This is a genomic window from Streptomyces sp. NPDC094032 (genome assembly GCF_040303965.1).
In the GTDB taxonomy this organism is placed as follows: Bacteria; Actinomycetota; Actinomycetes; order Streptomycetales; family Streptomycetaceae; genus Streptomyces.
Genome location: NZ_JBEOUE010000011.1, coordinates 207042 through 227680 on the forward strand (window position 1 = coordinate 207042; position 20639 = coordinate 227680).

21 protein-coding genes are annotated in these 20639 nt (G+C 74.8%); 10 read left to right on the plus strand and 11 right to left on the minus strand.

The features are described from left to right. Positions 1-53 precede the first annotated feature (53 nt). Positions 54-1403, plus strand: coding sequence for a cytochrome P450 (locus ABTZ54_RS18185; RefSeq protein WP_351664138.1), 1350 nt, complete (start codon positions 54-56; stop codon positions 1401-1403). Here ABTZ54_RS18185 and ABTZ54_RS18190 read toward each other — a convergent pair. The 4 genes from ABTZ54_RS18190 to ABTZ54_RS18205 all read right to left on the minus strand — a co-directional run bounded on the left by ABTZ54_RS18190 (position 1378) and on the right by ABTZ54_RS18205 (position 5364). Next, positions 1378-2511 carry an aminopeptidase P family protein gene (locus tag ABTZ54_RS18190; protein WP_351664140.1) on the minus strand — a complete coding sequence of 378 codons (1134 nt, stop codon included), beginning with the start codon at positions 2509-2511 and terminating at the stop codon, positions 1378-1380. The genes ABTZ54_RS18185 and ABTZ54_RS18190 overlap by 26 nt on opposite strands. A 68-nt stretch (positions 2512-2579) precedes the next feature. Next, positions 2580-3530 carry a DUF1444 domain-containing protein gene (locus tag ABTZ54_RS18195; protein ID WP_351664142.1) on the minus strand — a complete coding sequence of 317 codons (951 nt, stop codon included), beginning with the start codon at positions 3528-3530 and terminating at the stop codon, positions 2580-2582. A gap of 51 nt (positions 3531-3581) precedes the next feature. Next, positions 3582-4472, minus strand: coding sequence for a LysR family transcriptional regulator (locus ABTZ54_RS18200; protein ID WP_351664144.1), 891 nt, complete (start codon positions 4470-4472; stop codon positions 3582-3584). A gap of 322 nt (positions 4473-4794) precedes the next feature. Next, positions 4795-5364: a tetratricopeptide repeat protein gene (locus ABTZ54_RS18205; RefSeq protein ID WP_351664150.1), complete on the minus strand. Its 570-nt coding sequence runs from the start codon at positions 5362-5364 to the stop codon at positions 4795-4797. Between the two features lie 96 nt (positions 5365-5460). Here ABTZ54_RS18205 and ABTZ54_RS18210 point away from each other — a divergent pair, with 96 nt between their 5' ends. Further along, the gene (locus ABTZ54_RS18210; RefSeq protein ID WP_351664152.1) at positions 5461-6234 is read left to right on the plus strand and encodes a CTP synthase C-terminal region-related (seleno)protein; all 774 of its coding nucleotides are present in this window, start codon (positions 5461-5463) and stop codon (positions 6232-6234) included. Here ABTZ54_RS18210 and ABTZ54_RS18215 read toward each other — a convergent pair. Together ABTZ54_RS18215 and ABTZ54_RS18220 are read right to left on the minus strand one after the other, a co-directional pair. Continuing rightward, a complete protein-coding gene (locus tag ABTZ54_RS18215; protein WP_351664154.1) occupies positions 6231-6785 on the minus strand; it encodes an isochorismatase family protein in 555 nt (184 codons plus the stop codon). The genes ABTZ54_RS18210 and ABTZ54_RS18215 overlap by 4 nt on opposite strands. 71 nt (positions 6786-6856) lie before the next feature. Beyond that, entirely contained in the window at positions 6857-7492 is a 636-nt protein-coding gene (locus ABTZ54_RS18220) for a nucleoside/nucleotide kinase family protein (protein ID WP_502997263.1), read from the minus strand. 55 nt (positions 7493-7547) lie between these two features. Here ABTZ54_RS18220 and ABTZ54_RS18225 point away from each other — a divergent pair, with 55 nt between their 5' ends. Further along, entirely contained in the window at positions 7548-7970 is a 423-nt protein-coding gene (locus ABTZ54_RS18225; RefSeq protein WP_502997264.1) for a VOC family protein, read from the plus strand. A gap of 30 nt (positions 7971-8000) precedes the next feature. Here ABTZ54_RS18225 and ABTZ54_RS18230 read toward each other — a convergent pair whose 3' ends face one another. Then, on the minus strand, positions 8001-8801 hold the full coding sequence (locus ABTZ54_RS18230; protein WP_351664158.1) for a helix-turn-helix domain-containing protein: 801 nt from the start codon (positions 8799-8801) through the stop codon (positions 8001-8003). Between the two features lie 267 nt (positions 8802-9068). Between ABTZ54_RS18230 and ABTZ54_RS18235 the strand changes: the two genes are divergently transcribed. Then, positions 9069-9215 carry a hypothetical protein gene (locus ABTZ54_RS18235; RefSeq protein WP_165590942.1) on the plus strand — a complete coding sequence of 49 codons (147 nt, stop codon included), beginning with the start codon at positions 9069-9071 and terminating at the stop codon, positions 9213-9215. Positions 9216-9483: 268 nt separating this feature from the next. Then, positions 9484-10449, plus strand: a complete 966-nt coding sequence (locus tag ABTZ54_RS18240) for a cupin domain-containing protein (protein ID WP_351664160.1) — start codon at positions 9484-9486, stop codon at positions 10447-10449. A 62-nt stretch (positions 10450-10511) separates the two neighbouring features. On the opposite strand, the gene ABTZ54_RS18245 is transcribed toward ABTZ54_RS18240, so the two are convergent. Beyond that, the gene (locus tag ABTZ54_RS18245; protein ID WP_351664162.1) at positions 10512-12380 is read right to left on the minus strand and encodes a S9 family peptidase; all 1869 of its coding nucleotides are present in this window, start codon (positions 12378-12380) and stop codon (positions 10512-10514) included. A gap of 53 nt (positions 12381-12433) precedes the next feature. Here ABTZ54_RS18245 and ABTZ54_RS18250 point away from each other — a divergent pair, with 53 nt between their 5' ends. After that, entirely contained in the window at positions 12434-14542 is a 2109-nt protein-coding gene (locus ABTZ54_RS18250; RefSeq protein ID WP_351664164.1) for an ABC transporter ATP-binding protein, read from the plus strand. A gap of 71 nt (positions 14543-14613) precedes the next feature. Here the strand turns inward: ABTZ54_RS18250 and ABTZ54_RS18255 are convergent, their stop codons facing one another. Then, the gene (locus ABTZ54_RS18255; protein ID WP_351664166.1) at positions 14614-15729 is read right to left on the minus strand and encodes a sensor histidine kinase; all 1116 of its coding nucleotides are present in this window, start codon (positions 15727-15729) and stop codon (positions 14614-14616) included. Between the two features lie 12 nt (positions 15730-15741). Further along, positions 15742-16395: a response regulator transcription factor gene (locus ABTZ54_RS18260; protein ID WP_351664168.1), complete on the minus strand. Its 654-nt coding sequence runs from the start codon at positions 16393-16395 to the stop codon at positions 15742-15744. A 177-nt stretch (positions 16396-16572) separates the two neighbouring features. On the opposite strand from ABTZ54_RS18260, the gene ABTZ54_RS18265 reads away from it, so the two are divergent. Genes ABTZ54_RS18265 through ABTZ54_RS18280 form a run of 4 tightly spaced genes read left to right on the plus strand, consistent with a single transcriptional unit; the run spans position 16573 to position 20148 of the window. Next, positions 16573-17079 carry a hypothetical protein gene (locus tag ABTZ54_RS18265; protein ID WP_351664170.1) on the plus strand — a complete coding sequence of 169 codons (507 nt, stop codon included), beginning with the start codon at positions 16573-16575 and terminating at the stop codon, positions 17077-17079. Next, on the plus strand, positions 17076-18236 hold the full coding sequence (locus ABTZ54_RS18270; RefSeq protein ID WP_351664172.1) for a peptidoglycan-binding protein: 1161 nt from the start codon (positions 17076-17078) through the stop codon (positions 18234-18236). Before ABTZ54_RS18265 ends, ABTZ54_RS18270 begins: the two co-directional genes overlap by 4 nt. Further along, entirely contained in the window at positions 18233-18949 is a 717-nt protein-coding gene (locus ABTZ54_RS18275) for an ABC transporter ATP-binding protein (protein ID WP_351664174.1), read from the plus strand. Before ABTZ54_RS18270 ends, ABTZ54_RS18275 begins: the two co-directional genes overlap by 4 nt. Next, complete coding sequence (locus ABTZ54_RS18280) at positions 18946-20148, plus strand: ABC transporter permease (protein ID WP_351664176.1); 1203 nt, start codon at positions 18946-18948, stop codon at positions 20146-20148. Before ABTZ54_RS18275 ends, ABTZ54_RS18280 begins: the two co-directional genes overlap by 4 nt. Before the next feature lie 98 nt (positions 20149-20246). Here ABTZ54_RS18280 and ABTZ54_RS18285 read toward each other — a convergent pair whose 3' ends face one another. After that, positions 20247-20639 (minus strand): DUF5959 family protein, encoded by a 393-nt coding sequence (locus ABTZ54_RS18285; protein ID WP_351664245.1) that lies wholly within the window; start codon positions 20637-20639, stop codon positions 20247-20249.

Consider the following 20639-nt stretch of genomic DNA (forward strand, 5'->3'; position numbering starts at 1 on the left):
TTTCTCCCTCCCCCCGGACGCGGAACCGCCCCCTCCCGCTAGACACATCCGACATGAAGGACATCCGATCGATCCCCACCGCTCCCCGTGCCCTGCCCGTGCTCGGGCACGTCGTGCCGCTGCTGCGGGATCCCCTGGCGTTTCTGAACGGGCTGCCCGCCCTCGGTGAGCTGGTTCGTGTCCGGCTCGGGCCGATCGGGGTCGTCGTGATCTGTGATCCGGAGCTGACTCGGCAGGCGCTGCTCGACGACCGGACCTTCGACAAGGGCGGGCCGCTCTACGACCGTCTGCGCGAGGTGATCGGGAACGGGGTCATCTCCTGCCCGCACCAGGACCACCGGCGGCTGCGGCGGCTGTCCCAGCCCGCCTTCCAGGCGGGCCGGCTCCCGGAGTACGCGCGGGCGATGACCGCCCGCACCCGGGAGACGAGCGACGGCTGGCGCCCCGGCCAGGTGCTCGACGTGCCCGCCGAGATGATGCGGGTCAGCGCCGCCATCGCCACCGCCACGCTGTTCTCCGACGCCCTGCCCCCGGCCGCCCACGGGCGGCTCCTCGGCGATGTGACCACCGTGGTCCACAGCCTCTACCGGCGCATGCTCCTGGTCCCGCCGCTGGACCGGCTGCCCACGCCCGGCAACCGCGCCCACCTCGCCGCCCGGGCCCGCCTGCACGCCGCCGTCGAGCGGGTGATCGCCGAGCGCCGCGCCGACGCCACCGACTACGGCGACCTGCTCTCGGCGCTGGTGGCGGCGCACGACCCGGAGGACGAGCGGCCCGGCATGAGCGGCGCCGAGATCGTCGACACGGTGGTCTCCTTCTTCCTGGCCGGGATCGAGAGCACCGCCGCCACCCTGACCTCGGCGCTCGACCTGCTGGCCCGTCACCCCGAGCTCGAGGCGCGGCTGCACGCCGAGGTGGACGCCGCCCTGGACGGCGCGCCCGCCACCCACGCGGACCTGCCGCGGCTGCCGCTGACCGGGCGGGTCGTCACCGAGACGCTGCGGCTGCGCCCGCCGGGCTGGTTCTTCACCCGGGCGGTCACCGCCGACACGGAGCTGGGCGGCCACCGCCTGCCGCGCGGGACGAGCGTCGCGTACAGCCCCTATCTGATCCACCACCGGCCCGAGCTGTACCCGGACCCCACCCGCTTCGACCCGGACCGCTGGGACCCGGCCCGCGCGCAGCCGCCGCGGCACGCGTTCCTGCCGTTCGCGCTGGGCGCCCGCAAGTGCATCGGCGACACCTTCAGCATGATCGAGACGACCCTGGTGCTCGCGACCCTCGCGAGCCGCTGGCGCCTGGAGTCCGTGCCCGGTCACCCGGGCCGGCTGGCCCCGTCCGTCACGCTGGAGATGCGCGACCTGCGGCTGCGGGCGGTCACTCGACGATCGCCATCTCCCTAGGCGTGTTGTTGAAGCGGCGCCCCGTGCCGTCCTCGGTCAGCGTCACGATGTCCTCGATACGGACGCCGAAGCGGCCCGGCAGATAGACGCCCGGCTCGATGGAGAAGCACATGCCGGGGACGACCGGCCGCTCCTCGCCCTCGATCATGTACGGCGGTTCGTGGGTGGTGACGCCGATGCCGTGGCCGGTGCGGTGGATGAAGTAGTCGCCGTAGCCCGCGTCCGCGATGACCTTACGGGCGGCCCGGTCCACGTCCTGGCAGGCGATCCCGGCGCGTACCGCCTCGAAACCGGCCTGCTGTGCCTCCCGTACGAGGTCGTGGACGCGCCGCTCCTCGTCGGTGGGCTCGCCGACGTGCACGGTACGGGTGGTGTCGGAGCCGTAGCCGTGCTTGAGGCCGCCGAAGTCCAGGACGACCATGTCGCCGCGCTCGATGGTCCGGTCCCCGGCCTCGTGGTGCGGGTTGGCTCCGTTGGGGCCCGAGCCGACGACGGTGAAGTCCACCTGGGAGTGGCCGAACTCCATGAGCAGCCGGGCCAGGTCGGCGGCCACCTCGGTCTCCTTGCGGCCGGCGAAGCGGACCTTGAGGATCTCCCCGTACGCCTGGTCGGCGGCGGCCCCGGCGGCGGCGATCCGGGACAGCTCGTGCGCGTCCTTGACCGCCCGCAGCATGGGCAGGGCCTCGGTGAGGGAGACGTACGAGGTGCCGGGCAGGGTCTGCTGGAGGCCGAGCAGATGCATGGCCCAGGCGTTGTCGCTGACGCCGAAGCGCCCGGCGGCGTCGAGCAGGGGCGCGGTGACGGCGTACGGGTCCTTGCCGTCGGTCCAGTCGCGCAGGGTCAGCGCCGGGGCGCCGACGGACTTCTCGGCGTCCGGGGCCTCCAGGGTGGGGACCACGAGCACGGGGTCCCGGCCGGGGGCGATGACGAGGACGGTGAGGCGTTCGGTGAGGGCGGTGGGCTGGTAGCCGGTCAGATAGACCAGGTCGGGGCCGGGGGCGACGAGCACGCCGGCGAGTCCCGCCTCGGCGGCGGAGTCGGCGGCGCGGGCCATCCTGGCCCGGTAGTCCTCGGCGGTGAAGGGGGTGGGCGCGGTGCTCTCGGGCATGGGGGATCTCCTCGTCGACGTACAGCATCCTGCCCCGCCGGGGCGGGCGGCGCGACCTGTCCCTCCGGTCAGGGGCCCTGCACGATGAGCCGTTCAAGCAGGGCGTGGAAGTCGTCGCCGACGACGATCCGGAGCTGTCCGTCCTCCTCGGCGTGCTCGCTGAGCTGGGTGAGCGTGCCGGCCCGCCACCAGAAGACGTACGGGCTGATGGCGCCCGGCGTGTCCTCGTAGCCGGAGGCGGCGAAGGAGGCCATCGCGCCGAGCGCGGGCACGATGCTGGTGTCGCGGATGGGGTGGAAGGCGAGCTGGTGCCGGAAGGGCAGCGCGACGAGCGCACCGTCCGCGCCGAGCGGCCGGCCGGTGACCCGGCGGACGACCGCGTCGAGGTCGAGGACGCGGCTCGCGGTGTAGAAGGAGTCGCCGAGGATGACCTCGAAGCGCATCCCGTCGGCGTCCTTGACGGTCTCGTGGCCCTCCACGGGCAGGTCGCGCAGGTTGTGCAGGGCCCGTTCGCGCAGCCGCGCCGGGTCGCCGAGGCGTTCCAGGGCCTCGTCGGTGAGCGTCATCACGCTCTCCGGCAGGTCGAGGGCGAGCACCTCGTACAGGCCGGGGGCGACCGTACGGGCGTAGCCGAACGCGGCCGGGTCGATGCCCTCGCCGCTGACCACCCGGGGGTAGAGCTGGGCGCGGATCTGGTCGGGCGGCAGGGTGTCGAGGGCGGAGGGACCGTCCAGGGCGCGCACCCAGAGCCGGACGTGGCGGCGGACGAGCGCGGGCCAGACGGGGGTGCCGCGCGGGTCCTGGTGGCAGACGGCGGCCAGGGTGCCGAGGCCGAAGCGGCGGCCGGAGTCGTCGGTCACGGCGTCGGCGTACACGGTCACTTCGAGTCCGAGTTCGGCGAAGGACTCGCGGACCCGGCCTCGGAAGAGGGCTGCCTCGCGCTCGGAGAAGTACGAGAACTCCGGGTCCCTGGGGGCGTCCTCGCCGTCCCGCCTGGGCCCTCGCCGGAACCACCCCACGTCCGTCCGCCTCTCGTCGCCGTGCGTTGCGTTGGTGCCGTGCGGGTCAGACTAGCGAGTGGCCGGGGGCGTGGCGTCGAGTCGGGCGATCAACTCGGCGGCCGGGCCGGTCGGTTCACCGCCCGGACACAGCAGCTCGGTGCGGTGGACGAGGCGCGGTGCGACGAGCGGGACGGCGGCGGCCCCCGGGACCCCGGCGGCGGCCGGGAGCGGCAGCAGGGCCAGGCCGTGGCCGGCGGCGGCCAGGGCGGCGACGGTCCGGGCGTCGGTGCCCTCGTAGCGCAGGGCGGGGCGGAAGCCGTGGCCCGCGGGCCCGGCGTGCGCGGCGCGCAGCCGGTCGAGCGGGAAGCCCGCCTCGGGGGCGTCGAGCCAGCGGGCGTCGACGAGGTCGGCGAGCCGCAGCCCGGGGCGCCCGGCGAGCGGGTGCGCGGCGGGCAGAACGACGGCGAGCGGCTCCTCGGCGACGCGGCGGGCGGTGTAGGGGGCGACGTCGGGGAGGCGGAGCGGGTCGCTGGGGGCGACGATCCCGTCGACAAGCCCGAGGTCGGCGACCCCGGTGGCGACGGCGACCGGCACCTCGTCGCGGGCCAGCGTCCGCAGGGTGACCCCGGTGGCGGGCAGTACGGCGAGGGTACGCGGGGCCAGGGCCAGCGGCGCGGCGACGAGGCTGAGCGTCTCGCGCGGCGCGGCGGCGAACCGCGCGAGATCGGCCCGCGCCGCGTCGAGCCGCAGCAACAACGACCCCGCGTGCTCCAGGAGCCGCTCGCCGGCCGGGGTGGGGCGCACGGGCCTGCGGCTGAGCAGCGGAAGGCCGAGGTCGGCTTCGAGCGCGGCGATGTGCTGGGAGACGGCGGACTGGGTGTACCCGAGCGTACGGGCCGCCTCGGAGAAGGAGGCTAGGCGGGCGACGGTGAGGTAGGTGCGGAGGAGGTGGGGGTCCATGGGGGCTCTCGGGGGGGCTCGGGGGTGCTCGGTGGGGGGCGGGGGCCCCGGGGCGGGCTCGGGGCTTGGGGGCTTGGGGGCCCGCGGGGCTCGCGCGGCCCCGGAGGCTCGGGCGCCCGCGACCTCGGGGGCCTGGGGCCCGCGGGGCTCGCGCGACCCCGGGAGCTCGCGCGACCCCGGGAGCTCGCGCGACCCCGGAGGCTCGGGGGCCCGGGCAACCTCGGGGGGCCGGGGCCCGTAGGGCTCGCGCGACCTCGGGGGCTCGGGCGGCCCCGGGAGCTCGCGCGGCCGGGGGCCCGCAGGGCCCCCGGGGCTCCGGCGGTCAGGACGCGTCGGGTTTCGTCGTCAGGAGTGTCTGGGCGTAGTGCGCGAGGGAGCGGTTGTAGCGGGGCAGGAGGGGGGCGAGGGCGCCTAGGGCCAGGGAGGTGGCCTCGCGGTCGCGGCCGGTGTCGGCGAGGGCGAGGGCCAGGAAGGCGTCGACGGCGCCGGTCAGGGCGGTCTCGTCGGCGTCCAGCCGCTCGGCGGGGATCGCCCGCTCCTCGGTGAGGAGTTCGACGCTCCGGTCGGGGCGCCCGAGGTTGCGCAGGCTGCTCGCGAGCTGGATGACGGCCCGGCGGCGCCGTAGTCCGGTGAGGCCGCCGTCGAGGGCCTGGCGGTAGAGGCGTACGGCCTCCTCGGGAAGCCCGGTGGAGTCGTGGGCGGCACCGCGCTCGAAGAGGGCGGCGGGGTCGTCGGCGGGCCGCTCGTCGGCGAGTTCGGCGATCCGGGCGCGGAACTCGGCGGGGTCGTCGAAGGTGTCGAGCGTGGCCCAGAGAGCGCCGACGCGGTGTTCCCAGTCGCCGGTGTCGCTGGTGGTGTCCCTGGTGTCCCCTGTGCCGCGCTTGATCGTCATGGTGTCAGCCTAGCGACCGCGAGATCAGTGATCGTGATGAACAGTGCAGGAATCATCGTTGGACGTGAACGAGGACCCGCGCCGAGCATGGTCCTCATGAACTCCACCGCCCCGTACGGCACTCCGCAGAGCCCCGACGTCCCCCTCCTCTCCCGCGGCCCGCGCATCCCCCGGATCGCGCTGGTCGGCGACCGCTCCCCGCACGTGAAGTCCCATGTCCGCGTCCCGCTGCTCCTCGACGCGCTGGCGTCCCGGGACGGGATCGCCCTCGACGCCTACTGGATCCCGACCGGGGACGCGGCGGAGCCGGGCGCGGTGAGCGGGTTCGACGCGGTGTGGCTGTTGCCGGGGAGCCCGTACGCGAGCGAGGCCGGGGCGCTCGCGGCGATCCGCGCGGCGCGCGAGGGCGGCATCCCCTTCCTGGGCACCTGCGCGGGATTCCAACACGCGCTGGTCGAGTTCGCGCGCAACGTGTGCGGGCTCGAACGGGCCGCGCACGCCGAGAACGACCCCGAGGCGGACCCGGAGGACCTGCTGCTCGCCCCGCTCTCCTGCTCCCTCGTCGGCCACGAGGGCGCGGTGCGGGTGACGCCCGGCTCGCTGGCGGAGTCGGTGATGGGCGCCGAACGGACGACCGAGCGCTACCACTGCGCGTACGGGCCGGACGGGCGTCATCTGGACACCCTGGAGCGGCACGGGATGCGCTTCACCGGCACGGACGACGACGGACAGATCCGGATCGCCGAACTGCCCGGGCACCCCTTCTTCCTGGCGACCCTGTTCCAGCCGGAACTGTCGGGCGACGGCAGCAGGCCGCACCCGGTGGTACGGGCGCTCGCCCGGGCGGCTGTCGCGCACGCGGCGCGCTAGGGCGCGCCGAAGTCGACGTCGGCGGCGGGCATGACGCGGATGCTGCGGCCGGGGAAGTCGAGGTGGCGGAAGATCTCGTTGTGGTGGGCGACGGAGCGGTCGGGCTCGGCGTACGGGCCTTCGGCGTCGCGCACCGAGGTCGTGTGCCCGTCGGCGACCAGGACGAGGTCGTAGCGGCGGCTGAGGGCCTGGCGGGCGGTGGTGTCGACGCAGATCTCGGTGGCGAAGCCGGTGACGAGGAGCTCGGTGGTCCCGAGGGCGGCGAGGGCGGCGTCGAGGCCGGTGTCGAGGAAGCTGTCGGCGCTGGTCTTGGCGATGACGGACTCGCCGTCCTCCGGGGCCAGTTCGGGCACGATCCGCCACCCGTCGCTGCCGGGCGCGAGCTCGCCGCCGGGCGGGCCGTGGTGCTGGACGGTGACGACGGGGACCCCGGCGGCGCGGGCCCGGGCGCGCAGCCCGGCGATGACGGCGATGGTCTCGGGGGCACGGTGGGCGATCTCCGCGAGGGCGTTCTGCATGTCGATGACGAGGAGCGCCGGCGCGTGGGTCATGGGCCCACGGTACCCGCGCGGCCGGTCGCCGCCCACGACGAGGTGGGCCCGGTCCCCTCAGATGAACGGGGTCACTCGCCGCGCACCACCAAGTGAGCCCGACCCCTCCCCCGTTCCACCAGCCGGGCGTTGGCCTCGTCCGAGTCGTTGACCCAGCGGCGGGCCTGCTCCTCGGACTTGCCGAAGTGGACGTGGCGGGCGACGAGTCGGGGTACCCGGCGGGTGGGGGCGAGGTCGAGGTACCAGGCTTCGTCGAGCAGTGGCAGCACGGCGGACCACGGGCCCTCGTCGTGCAGCAGGTAGTTGCCCTCGGTGATCACCAGCGGGACCTCGGGCGGTACGGGGACCGATCCCGCGACGGGCTCCTCCAGGGTGCGGTCGAAGGCGGGCGCGTAGACCGTGGTGCCCGGCTCGGCCGCGCGCAGCCGGACGAGCAGGGCCGCGTACCCGGCGGCGTCGAAGGTGTCCGGGGCGCCCTTGCGGCCGGCCCGCCCGAGCCGCTCCAGTTCGGCCTGGGCCAGGTGGAAGCCGTCCATGGGCACGAGGACGGCCAGCCCGTCGAGGCGGTCCGCCAGCCGGGCGGCGAGGGTCGACTTGCCCGCGCCGGGCGGCCCGGCGATCCCGAGCACCCGGCGTCCGCCGGTCTCGGCGAGCGCCCGCGCCCGCCGCGCGAGGTGGTCCAGTGCCGTCACGTCCATGCGGGGCATTGTCGCACCGCGCGTCCGTTGGCGCGTCTCGCGTCATACGTATTACGTTGCTCCCATGACCGACCTGTCTCCCTCCCCCCTGCCCGCGCTCGCGCTCATCACCCTCGTCGTCCGCGACTACGACGAGGCCGTCGACTTCTACACCCGCGCCCTCGGCTTCGACCTCGTCGAGGACAGCGACCGTGGCGACGGCACCCGCTGGGTCGTCGTCCGCCCGCGCGGCGCGCACGGCACCGGGCTGCTGCTCGCCCGCGCCAAGGACGACGTCCAGGCGGCGGCCGTCGGCGCCCAGACGGGCGGCCGGGTCGGCTTCTTCCTGCACACCGACGACTTCGCCCGCGACCACGCCCGGATGACCGCCGCCGGTGTCCGCTTCCTCGAAGCCCCGCGCCACGAGCCCTACGGCTCGGTCGCCGTCTTCGAGGACCTGTACGGCAACCGCTGGGACCTCCTCCAGCCGGCTCCCGCCGGGACCTGACCCCGGCCCGCGAGCCCCGCCCGACCGGTCTCACCCGTCGGACGCGCACCGCGCGGTTTCGGTCAACGGGCCCGCCCTGCGGCCGACTTCGCGCGGGGTGGGGATCAGGGTGCCGTACCGGGAGATGGTTGACGCGGCCTGCGCCGGCGCCCCCTCGAACAGACGCACCGGCGGAGCACACAGCCCGCAGGTCCCACAGGGCACGGCGGCGGGCTCCCCACCGGGGCCGGCGGACGCGCCGGACGGGGCGGGCGTGTCGGATGCGCCGGACTCGGCGGACTCGGCGGACAGGGCGGGCGCGGCCGCCGGCCCGGACGGCTCCACGCCGGGCCCCGCCACGGACACCGACCCCACCTCCGCCATCTCCCCCTCCGCCTCCGCCTCCAACCCGTCCAACGCCGCCCCCAACCGCCGCAAAGCCTCCCGCGCCGCCGCGATCAGCCCGCCCAGCTCCTCCCCCACCGCCGGGTCCCGGCGGACCAGGAGGCGGTTGCGGATCAGCACCCGGTGGATGGTGGTCCGGGAGGGGGCGTCGGGTACCCCGAGGCGGTCGAGGGCCTCGCGGAGGCGGCCCGCGCCCCAGCCGGGGTGCCGTTCGCGCAGCGAGCAGATCAGCGCCTCCACGGCGGGCGGGATGCGCGCCGGGCTCTCGTGCGGGCGGCGCGAGCGGTCCGCGAGACCGCCCTCGCCGTGCGCCGCGTACCGCTTCCGCCAGGCGTAGAGCGTCTGGCGCGAGACGCCGTGGCGCCGCGCGACCTCGGCGACGGGCCGCCCGGCGAGCACCTCCCGCACGGCCCGGTGGCGCTGTGCCGCACTCGCGTGTCGGGTCACCGATCCCCCTCCTCGTGTCGGAGTGCTCCCGTCCGACTCCCACCCATCGGTGTAGACCACGGCACGTTTCAGCGATGTCTCCGCTCCGGGGGAACCGTGTCAAGAATGTCGTGGAACTCCTGACGGACCACCGCCCCGAACCCACCCGCGAAGGTAATTGGACAGTGAACCTTGCGGCGTTGACAGCGCTCCGGGGCGCTGACGAGTATCGGTGCCGCTCCGCACAGCTGTACGGAGTTCCTGAAACACCAGGAAACGGGAGGGAACATGGAAGAGCGCAATTCGCTGCGGCCCGACGAGATCGAGGTCTCGCCGTCCCCGATCGCGACGCCCGACTTCGTGATCTCGGACAACGACCCGACCGACCCGGTCTTCGTGATCGCCGACAACGACCCGTCGGACCCGGTGATCTGACCGCATGGCCGTGACCCACGGCGGGTGGAAGGCTGCGCCCCAGGCGCAGCCTTCGCTCGGCCTCAGCAGCCTCCTGTCCCCCGTGACCCCGGACGAGTTCAAGCGCGCGTACTGGGAGAAGAAACCCCTTGTCGTGCACCGGGAGAATCCCGACCATTTCGCGTCGTCGCTGAGTTTCCGCGACGTCGACCATATTCTTTCGACTTCCAGTGTCCGTTCCTCCGAACTCAAAGTCGTGGTGAACGGGCAGGAGATTCCGCTCGTCGAAATGGCGGCGTCGGGACCCGGCGGTCCGAGCAATGGGCTCGAAGTCCTCTACGACCTCTACCGGCGCGGCTCGACCGTCGTCTTCAAGTTCCTGCACGAGCGCTGGGAGCCGCTCGGCCGACTGTGCCGCACACTGTCGGGCGAGTTCAGCGCCGGGTTCCAGGCGAACGCCTATCTGACCCCGGCCGGTGCGCAGGGCCTCACCAGCCACTACGACACCCACGACGTCTTCGTGCTCCAGGTGTGGGGCTCGAAGCACTGGCGGCTGTACGAGTCGCCCGACGAGCTGCCGCTGGCCAACCAGCCGTACCGCAGGCCCAAGGACGGTGCCGGCGCCCCGGTCCGCGAGTTCGACCTGAGGCCCGGCGACCTGATGTACATGCCGCGCGGCACCGTGCACGACGCCACCTCCAACGACGAGGCCTCGCTGCACATCACGCTCGGCGTGCTGCCGGTGCTCTGGTCGACGGTGCTCAAGGACGCGCTCGACCGGGCGATCGAGGGCGACCCGCGCTACCGGGGCGCCCTGCCGCCCGGCTTCGCGCTCGACCCGGAGCTGCGGGACGGGGCCGCCGCGACCCTCGCGGAGCTGCTCGCCTCGGTCGCCGGGGCGGTCGACCCGGCCGACCTGGTCGAGCGGGCCGCGAGCCGGGCCCTGGTGGGCCGCCGCCCGGTCCTGGACGGACACCTCCTCGACCTGGAGGGGCTGCGCACGCTCGGCCCCGACACCCGGGTGCGGCGCAGGGCCGAGCTGCTGTGGTCGCTGCGGCCGGAGGACACGGGCCTCCAGCTGGAGTTCCACGGCAAGGTGGTCCGGCTGCCGGCCCGGATCGAGCCCGAGCTGCGGTACGTGCTCGACGCGGTGGACCCGTTCACGGCCCGCGACGTGACCGGCAGGCTCGACGTCGAGGGCCGCCTGGTCCTGGTCCGCAGGCTCCTCCAGGAGGGCCTGCTGACCCTGGCGTAGGGCGAGCCCCATGGTGGAGGGCGAGCCCACTGGCGTAGGGCGAGCCCCCTGCCGTGGGGCCCCTACGCCTCGTACCGGCCGCCGAGATGCTCCGCGAGGAAGCGCTCGGCGGCCGCGTAGAACGCCAGTCGGTTGCGGGGACGGACGAAGCCGTGCCCCTCGTCGGGAAAGAGCAGGTACTCATGGGGAACGCCGCCGCTCCGCAGCGCGGCGACCAGCTGTTCGGACTCCTCGCGCCGCACCCGGGGGTCCCGCGCCCCCTGGCCGATGAGCAGCGGGATCCGGATGCGGTCGGCGGCGAAGAGCGGGGAGCGGGCGCGGAGGAAGTCTTCGTCGTTCTCCGGCGAGCCGACGCGGCGGCGCAGCATCGCCGCCATCGGGCCCCAGGTCGCGGGCACGGACTCGATGAAGGTGAGCAGCGAGGAGGGTGCGGCGACGGCGACGGCGCAGCGGTAGTCGCCGGGGGTGAAGGCCGCCCCGGCGAGCGCCGCGTAACCGCCGTAGGAGCCGCCGTAGATGGCGACCCGCTCCGGGTCGGTGTGGCCGAGGGCGACGGTGTGGCGGACGGCGTCCTGGAGGTCGTCCTGCATCCGGCCGCCCCATTCCCGGTCGCCGGCCCGGGTGAACTCCTTGCCGTAGCCGGTGGAGCCCCGGAAGTTGACCTGGAGGCAGAGGTAGCCGCGGTTGGCGAGCCACTGCGCCTCGGCGCGGAAGCCCCACTGGTCGCGGGTCCAGGGTCCGCCGTGGACGCACAGCACGGTCGGCAGCCGGTCGCGGCCCGCGCCGGGCGGGAAGGTGAGGTAGCCGTGGACGCGCAGCCCGTCGCGGGCGGTGAAGGAGAAGGGTTCGATGTGGGCGAGCGGGCGGCCCTCCAGGGCCGGGAGATGGCTGAAGAGGTACGCGAGGCGGGCCGGGCGCCCGCCCCCGCCCCGGTGCAGCACCCGGTAGCCCGCGGGCGCGTCGTCGGTGTTGTGCTGGACCAGCCAGTGCCGGTCGGCGCGGTCGCGGCCCAGGACGCTCAGGTCGCCCGGGGCGGCGGCCCGCAGGACGGCGAAGTCCTGGGCGAGGGCCGGGTCGAGGAGTTCGAGGTCGTTGCGGGCGCGCCGGACGAGGACGAACTGCGGCTCCCCCGTGGCCGGGTGGGCGCCGACGCCCTCGACGTCGTGCTCCGGGTCCGCGTACACGACCTTCGTCGCGCCGGTCACCGTGTCCAGGCGCAGCAGCCGGGCGGTGTCGGCGCCCTCGGAGGAGAGGACGAGCAGGGTCCGGCCGCCGGTGGTGAAGCCGAACGGGCGCAGCGCCGGGGCGTCCTCGGGCCCGGCGCGGTGCACCTCGCGCCACGGGGCCGTCTCCTCGTCCCGTACGAGAAGGGCGACGGAGCCGTCGGGATACGGGCGCAGGGCGCCGCGCACGCGCAGCCGGTCGTCGGCGATCCAGCGGCTGAACCCCTCGTCGACGGCGGCGAGTTCGAGCGCTCCGGTGGCCGGGTCGAGCCGGTAGGCGTCGTGCACGGCCGGGTCGCGCAGGTTGAGCCCGACGAGCAGCCGGTCGGGGCGGCGCGGGTCGAGGGAGACGATCCTGGCCTGGACGCCCGCGAAGGGCGTGAGGTCGCGGGCCCCGCTGGGGTCGCCGGCCGGGTCGACGGCGTACAGGTGCGTGTTCTCGTCGCCGTCGCGGTCCTGGACGTACAGGATGTGCCGCCCGTCGGCGGACCAGGCGAAGGCGCGGACCCCGCGTCCGGTGTCGGCGGTGACGGGCCGGAACTCCCCCGTGCGCCACGGCCCGGCGTGGACGTTGAGGACGCCGGAGGCGGCGGGCGCGAGGAAGGCGAGCCGTTCGCCGTCCGGGGAGAGGGCCGGGCTCATGCGGTGCGGGTTGCCGAAGAGCACGGAGCGCGGGATCAGGGGTATCGGGGGCGGGGCGGTCGTCATGGAGCACGTCCTGTCGTGTGGGGCCATGCGGCGGGCGAGCGGGAGGAGTGCTGATGCGGCAGATGGTGTTCACGGCCCGGGAGGCGGCGAGCAGCGGCGGCAGCGGTCTGACCGGCCCGGTCGACTTCCCCGCCCCGGGCCCGGAGGGGGCCGCGCGGCGCGGTCCGGTGGCGGCGCTGCGGGGCGCGGGGCGGGCCACGGCCCGTACGGTGGCGGGACTCGGCAGGGTCATGGCCCTGGTGTGGGCGGCGAGCCCGGGGCTCACGGTGGCGCTCGCGCTCTCCACGGTCCTTGTCGGCCTGGTCCCGGCGGCGGTCGCCATGACGGCCCGGCTGCTCGTCGACACGGTGGTGCGGGGTGCCGCGCTGCACGGTTCGGGCCGCCCCGACCGCGTCGCGCTCGCGGTGGACCTGCCGGGCTTCACCTGGCATCCGCCCGCGACGACGACCGTGACGGCCCTGGTGGCGCTGGCGGCCGTGCAGTGCGCGGTGTTCGCGCTGAGCGCGCTGGCGACGGCGGTGCGGAGCATCGCGCAGCAACTGCTCCAGGAGCGGGCGACGCAGAGCGTGCAGGTGCGGGTGATGGAGCACGCGGGCCGGCTGCCGCTGTCGTTCTTCGAGGACTCCGCCTCGTACGACCTGCTGCGGCAGGCCCAGCAGGAGGCGTCGACCCGGCCGGTGATGATGATCGGCGGGGCGTTCACGCTGCTCCAGCACACGGTGACCTTCGCGAGCATGGTGGGCCTGCTGTTCGGGCTCGGGCCGCTGGTCGCGGTGGTGGCGCTGCTCGCGCCCGTCCCGGCGTTCGTCTCGGACGCGCGGTACGGGATGCGGGGCTTCCAGGTGGCCCTGTGGTCCTCGCCGATCCGGCGCCGGATGGAGTACCTGTCGCGGCTGGTGTCGACCGACGCGTACGCGAAGGAGATCAAGGTCTTCGGTCTCGCGCCGTTCCTGACCGAGCGCTTCCGGCTGCTCGGCGCGGCGGCCTACCGGGCTCTGCGCGGAGTGGTGACGGCCCGTCATCTCGTCGGCAACGCCTGGTCGTTGCTGACGACCCTGGTCGGCTCGCTGACGTACCTCTACGTGGCGGTGCAGGCGGTGCGCGGGCGGCTGAGCCTGGGCGACCTGATCCTGTACGCCTCGGCGGCGACCGCCGTGGCGACCGCCGTCCAGGGGATGTTCGGCGGCGCCTCCGGCATGTACGAGCACCATCTGTACCTGCGCAAGCTGTACGAGCTCCTGGCCGTTCGCACCGGCTCCGGCGGCGGTCGTCCGCTGGCGGGCCCGGTGCGCGGGCATCTCGTCCTGGAGCACGTCACGTTCCGCTACCCGGGCGCGGAGCGGCCCGCGCTCGACGACGTGAGCCTGGAGATCCCGGCCGGGTCCACGCTGGCCGTCGTGGGCCGCAACGGGGCCGGCAAGTCCACGCTGATCAAGCTGCTCTGCCGGCTGTACGAGCCCGATTCCGGCCGCATCCTGCTCGACGGCACGGACATCCGCGAGCTCGACCCGGACGCGCTGCGCGGCCAAGTGGCCGCGATGTTCCAGGACTTCGTCACGTACCAGGCCACGGTCGCGGAGAACATCGGGCTCGGCGACCTGCCCGGTCTTGAGGACGACGAGCGGATCGCCGAGGCGGCCGGGCGCGCCGGGGCCGCCGGGCTCGTGGAGCGGCTGCCGCAGGGGTACGGGACGGCGCTCGGCAAGTGGTTCGACACCGGGGTGGAGCTGTCCGGCGGGGAGTGGCAGAAGGTCGCGCTGGCCCGGGCGTTCATGCGGCGCGGGGCGCTGCTCGTCCTGGACGAGCCGACGTCGGCGCTGGACGCGGAGGCGGAGCACGAGCTGTTCGCCCGGCTGCGCGAGCTGGCGGCGGGCCGCACCACGGTCTACATCTCGCACCGCTTCTCGACCGTGCGGCGGGCGGACCTGATCGTCCTCATCGAGGACGGCCGCGCCACCGAGCAGGGCACGCACGAGGAGCTGATGCGCCGGGGCGGCTCGTACGCCCGCCTCTTCGCCCTCCAGGCGTCGGCGTACACGGACACGCCGGGGGCCGCTCCCGTCTCCGCTCCCCCCGTAACCGCTCCCGGCCCCGGCCCCAACGCCGCCAAGGCCGCCGCCCTCGCGGCCGCACTCGCCGCCAAGGGCAAGATCGTCCCGTAAGCCGTCCCGTAAACCGGCCCGTAAGCCGTCCCGTAAACCGGCCCACACCCCACCCCGTAACCCCTCCCCCGTCACACCGGCACCGTCACCCGCACCACAAGGCCACCGTCGGCGGGGGCAGTGAGGCCGACCGTGCCGCCGTGGGCCTGGGCGATGGAGCGGACGATGGACAGGCCGAGGCCCGCGCCGTCGCCGCTGCGGGAGAGCCGGCGGAAGGGTTCGAGCAGGCCGTCGGTCTCGCCCGGCGGCACGACGGGGCCGGTGTTGCGGACGGTCAGCGCCCCGTCGGGCCCGGTGGCGACCTCGACCGAGCCGCCGGGCACGTTGTGGCGGACGGCGTTCTGCACGAGGTTGCCGACGAGCTGGTGCAGCAGGACCGGGTCGCCGGTGACCGGCAGCGGGCGCAGGTCGAGGGCGAGCCGGAGCCCGGCCGTGTGGATCGCGGGCCTGCTCTGCCCCACCGCCTCGGCGGCGATCAGGGCCAGGTCGGCGGGCTCCCGCCGGTCGAGCCCCCGGTCGCTGGTGGCGAGGGTGAGCAGGCCCTCGATCAGCCGCTCGCTGCGCCGGTTGGTGTCGAGCAACTCCTCCTGGATGCGCGGCAGGTCCTCCGGGCGGGCCCGCCCGAGCCGGATCTGGATCGCGGCCCGCTGCACGGCGAGCGGGGTGCGCAACTCGTGGGAGGCGTTGGCGACGAAGCGCCGCTGCGCCTCGAAGGCCGCGTGCAGCCGGTCGAGGAGGGCGTCGAAGGTGTCGGCGAGGTTCTTCAGCTCGTCGTCGGGTCCGATGAGCCCGATGCGCTCGTGGAGGGTGGCGGCGGAGAGCCGCTGGGCGGTCGCGGCGATGGTGTGCAGCGGGCGCAGGGCGCGGCCCGCGACGAGCCAGCCGAGCGCGACGGAGACGACGAGCATGACGAGCAGGGCCAGCAGGGACATCAGCAGGAGCTGGTCGAGGGCGTCCGCGCGCAGCCGCTGGGCGAGGGCCGCGATCTGCGACTTGGACAGCGAGGGCGCGGTGTCGGCGTACGGGGCGTCCTTGGGGAGCACGAGGACCGTGGTGCCGGTGAGGCGTTCGCGGAAGAGGAGGTAGGTGAGGCCGAGCAGGAGCAGCCCGGTGACGGAGAAGAGGCCGCTGTAGAGCGCGGTGAGCCGCAGCCGCAGCGAGCGCTGCGCGGGTCGCAGGAAGCGCATGGGCGCGGGCCCTCAGATCCGGTAGCCGCTGCCGGGCAGCGTCTCGATGAGCTGCGGCTCGCCGAGTTTGGCGCGCAGTTTGCTCATGGTGATGCGGACGGCACTGGTGAAGGGGTCGGCGTTCTCGTCCCAGGCGCGTTCGAGGAGCTCCTCGGTGGAGACGACGGTTCCCTCGGCGGCGAGCAGGACCTCCAGGACGGCGAACTCCTTGGGCGAGAGCCGCAGATAGCGTCCGTCGCGGAAGGCCTGGCGGCGCGGGCTGTCGAGGGTGATCCCGGCCCGTTCGAGGACGGGCGGCAGGGCGCGGGTGGCGCGTCGGCCCAACGCCTGGACGCGGGCGACGAGTTCGGGGTACTCGAAGGGCTTGGAGAGGTAGTCGTCGGCGCCGAGCGCGAATCCGGCGACGAGGTCGGTGGTCTGCCCGGCGGCGGTGAGCATGAGGATCCGGGTGCGGGCCTCGGAGGCGACGAGGCTGCGGCAGACGTCGTCGCCGTGGGTGCCGGGCAGGTCGCGGTCGAGGACGAGGACGTCGTAGTCGTTGACGGTGAGCCGTTCGAGGGCGGCGTCGCCGTCGAGGGCCACGTCCACGGCCATGCCGTGGGCGCGCAGGCCCTCCGCGACCAGTTCGGCGAGCATCCGTTCGTCCTCCGCCACCAGTACCCGCATGTGCGTGTCCCTTCGTCGTCACCCGTCGGCGCCCGTCGCAGCCCGTGATACCCGCCGCGATGTTTCGCCACCGTATGCGGGTACGGAGACGGCCCGGCAACCCCGCCCTCGGTAGATCTGTCACCACGAATCGCGAACCACGAACGACCGAACGAACGACCGAGGAAGGCAGCGCACATGGCGATCACGGGACGGCTCCGGCGCGGAGCCCTGGCGGTGGCCGCCCTCGCGGCCCTGGCGACGGGGTGCGGCGGCGGTGGCGGCGAGACGCCGGGGGTGGCGAGCGGCGGCGGGACGCGGTCGGCGTCGGCCTCCGCGTCCGCGTCCCCCAGCGGCAGCCGGCAGGACCAGCTGGTGGCCTTCGCGGGCTGCATGCGCGAGCACGGCATCGAGGTGGCCGACCCGGCCCCGGGTGACGAGAACGTCCAGTTGCCGCCGGGCACCAAGGGCGACCAGCGGACCCAGAAGGCGCTCGCCGAGTGCCAGGGACTCCTTGGCGCGGGCGGCAAGGAGGGGACGGACGCGACGGCCCAGGACAAGGCGGTCCGGCTGGCCCGCTGCCTGCGGGAGAAGGGCCTGGACGTGGCGGATCCGGAGCCGGGCAGGCCGTTGCAGCTCAGCGGCGCGGCGAACGACCCGAAGGCGCGGACGGCGATCACCGAGTGCAGGGCGTCGGTCCGGTGACGGAGGACGCCCTCACCCTGACCGCCGACCCGGAGCGGCCGGAGCGGCCGGAGCAGGAGGACCCGCCGCCGCGCGGGCGGGGCCGCCGCGGCCTGCTGATCGGCGCCGCCGTGGTGGTGCTCGGCGCGGTCGCCGCCGGCGGGGTCGTGCTGTCCTCGCGTACGGACGGACCGGCCGCACCGGCCGCCGGGCCGCGCACGGGCACGGCGCCGGTGGTCCGCACCGACCTCGTGCAGAGCGAGCGGATCGACGGCACGCTCGGCTTCGCGGGCGCCTACACGGTGACCGCGCCCCGGGGCGGCGGGATCGTGACCTGGCTGCCGGACGTCGGCGTGACGATCGCCCGCGGGCAGCGCGCGTACGCCGTGGACGGGGTCGGCGTGCCCCTGTTCTACGGCTCGACACCGCTCTACCGCACCCTGGAGGAGGGCGTGGACGACGGCCCGGACGTACGGGTCGTCAAGCGCAATCTGAAGGCGCTCGGGTACGGGGACGAGCTCGCCGACGACGCCCGCTTCACGCCCGGCACGGCGGAGGCGGTACGGGACTGGCAGGAGGACCGGGGCCGCGAGCGCACCGGGAAGGTGGCGCCGGGCGAGGTGCTGGTGGAGCCGGGCGCGGTGCGCGTGACGGAGATCCCGGGCATCGTCGGCGCCCCCGCCGAGGGCCCGCTGCTGCACCTGTCCGGCACCCGGCGGGTGGTCACCGTGGACATGCCGGTGGGGCGCCAGCAGCTCGCCGGGAACGGCGCCGCCGTGCGCGTACAGCTGCCCGGCGGGAAGGCGACGGACGGCAAGGTGTCACGGGTGGGCACGGTGGCCCGGGCGGTGGCGACGGGCGGCCCTGACCGGCAGGCGGCCCCGGGCGGGGCGGCGGCGGACGCGACCGTACCGGTCGAGGTGACCCTGTCGAAGCCGGCGGACGTGGGGGCGCTCGACGGCGCCCCGGTCCAGGTCGACTTCACGAGCGAGCGGCGCGACGACGTGCTCGCCGTCCCCGTCCCGGCGCTGCTCGCCCTCGCGGAGGGCGGGTACGCGGTGGAGACCCCGGAGGGGCGGCTGGTGCCGGTGACGCTGGGAGTGTTCGCGCAGGGCCGGGTGGAGGTCTCGGGCGCGGGTCTTCGGGAGGGCATGCGGGTGGAGGTGCCGCTGCCGTGACCGAGCCCGTGATCACTCTGGAGGGGGTCGCCAAGACGTACCCGGGCGGCGTCCGGGCCCTGCACGGCGTCGACTTGACCGTACGGGAGGGCGAACTCCTGGCGGTGGTGGGCCGTTCGGGGTCGGGGAAGTCGACGATGCTGCATCTGATGGGGACCCTGGACGCACCGAGCGCGGGGCGGGTGCTGCTGCGCGGCCACGACGTGGCGCGGCTGACCGACCGGCAGATCTCGGCGGTGCGGGCGCGCTGGATCGGCTTCGTGTTCCAGCAGTTCTTCCTGTCGCCGGGGCGCAGCGCCGTCGACAACGTCGCCGAGGGCCTGCTCTACCACGGGATCCCGGCCCGTCGGCGCCGGGCGCTCGCGGTGGCCGCGCTGCGCCAAGTGGGTCTGGGGCACCGGCTTGAGCACCGGCCGCACGAGATGTCGGGCGGCGAGCGGCAGCGGACGGCCATCGCGCGGGCGGTCGCGATCCGCCCCTCGGTGATCCTGGCCGACGAGCCGACCGGCAATCTGGACTCGGCGGCGGGCGCGGGCGTGCTCGACCTGCTGCGGGACCTCAACGCACAGGGGACGACGATCGTGGTCATCACGCACGACCCGGGGCTGGCGGCGGTGCTGCCGCGCCGGGTGGAGGTGCTGGACGGACGGATCCGCGCGGACTCGGGGACGGACGCCGAGGCCGACCCCGCACCCCTGGAGGTGCCGTCATGACCGCCACCCCCCTCCCCCGCCCCTCCCGCATGCCCGTCGCCGACGTCCTGCGCGTGGGTCTGGTGGGGATGCGGGCCCGCCCCACCCGGGCGGTGCTGTCCGCGCTCGGGATCGCGATCGGGATCGCGGCGATGGTCGCGGTCCTCGGCATCAGCAACGCGGGCCAGGCGGAGTTGATGAGCCGGATCAGCCGGCTCGGCACCAATCTGCTGACGGTCTCCCCCGGCCGGGACCTCTTCGGCTCGGAGGCGCGGCTGCCGAAGGACGCGGTCGAGATGGTCCGCCGTATCGGCCCGGTCCAGTCGGTCACGGCGACCGGCGCGCTGCCCGGGGTGACGGTCCGCCGCACCGACCGCATCGACCCGCTGGCGGGCGGCGGGATCGGCGTGAGCGCGGCCCGCACCGATCTGCTGGGCACGGTCGGCGGCACGGTCCGCGAGGGCGAGTTCCTCAACGGGGCCACCGGCCGCTACCCGGCGGTCGTGCTCGGCGCGGTGGCCGCCCAGCGGCTCGGGATCGACCGGACGGGCCGTCAGGTCTACCTGGGGGAACGGTGGTTCACCGTCACCGGCATCCTCGATCCGGTGGCGCTCGCGCCGGAGATCGACCGCTCGGCGCTCATCGGCTGGGAGGCGGCGGGCACCCTGTTCGGCTTCGAGGGGCATCCGACGACGGTGTACGAGCGGTCGCCGGACGAGTCGGTGGAGGCGGTCCGCGCGGTCCTCGCGGCGACGGCGAACCCGGAGAGCCCGCAGGACGTCAAGGTCAGCCGTCCGTCGGACGCGCTGGAGGCCCAGCTGGCCGCGAAGTCCGCGTTCACGTCGCTGTTCCTGGGGCTGGGCGCGGTCGCGCTGCTCGTCGGCGGGGTCGGCGTGGCCAACACGATGGTGATCTCGGTCCTGGAACGCCGCCCGGAGATCGGCCTGCGCCGCTCGCTGGGCGCGGGCCGTGGCCAGATCCGCCTCCAGTTCCTCACCGAGTCCGTCGCCCTCTCGGGCGCGGGCGGCACGGCGGGCGTCGCGCTGGGCGCCCTGGTCACGGCGGGCTGGTCGCTCTCCCAGGGCTGGCCGCTGGTGCTGCCGGTGGACATCCTGGTGGCGGGCGTGGCGGCCGCGGCCCTGATCGGGACGGCGGCGGGCCTCTACCCGGCGGGCCGCGCGGCCCGGCTCACGCCGACGGAGGCGCTGGGGGCGGTGTGAACCGACGGCGCGAGGCGGTCGGAAAACGCCGACGACCCCCGTCGAGAGTCTCGACGGGGGTCGCTGTTGATCGGTGCGGTGCGGTGCCGGGCCGGGCCTCAGAGGCCTTCGACGAAGCGCCGGAGCCGTTCCTTGTGGTCGGTGATCCAGTCACCTTCCAGGGCGATCGGCACCCGGACGGTCACCATGGAGATCGTCTCGTCCTCCACGATGACGTCCGGGCAGTCGTTGCCGCCCTCCAGCTCGATCCTCACCGTGGGGCCGTTGTGCTCGGACATCCAGACGATGTCCTGCCCCTCGGCGAGCGACTTCAGCGCCTCCGCCCATGCGTCCAGCTTCGAAGAGAAGAGAACGAGGAGGGTCTTCCCCTTGACGAAGAGACTGGTCACCTCGATCTCGGCTTCCCACATGTCGTCACCCATGGGCTCCAACACGGTGATCCGCACTACGTTCTCCTCGTCCGTCAGGTGGACGAGCTCGAAGGGAAACAT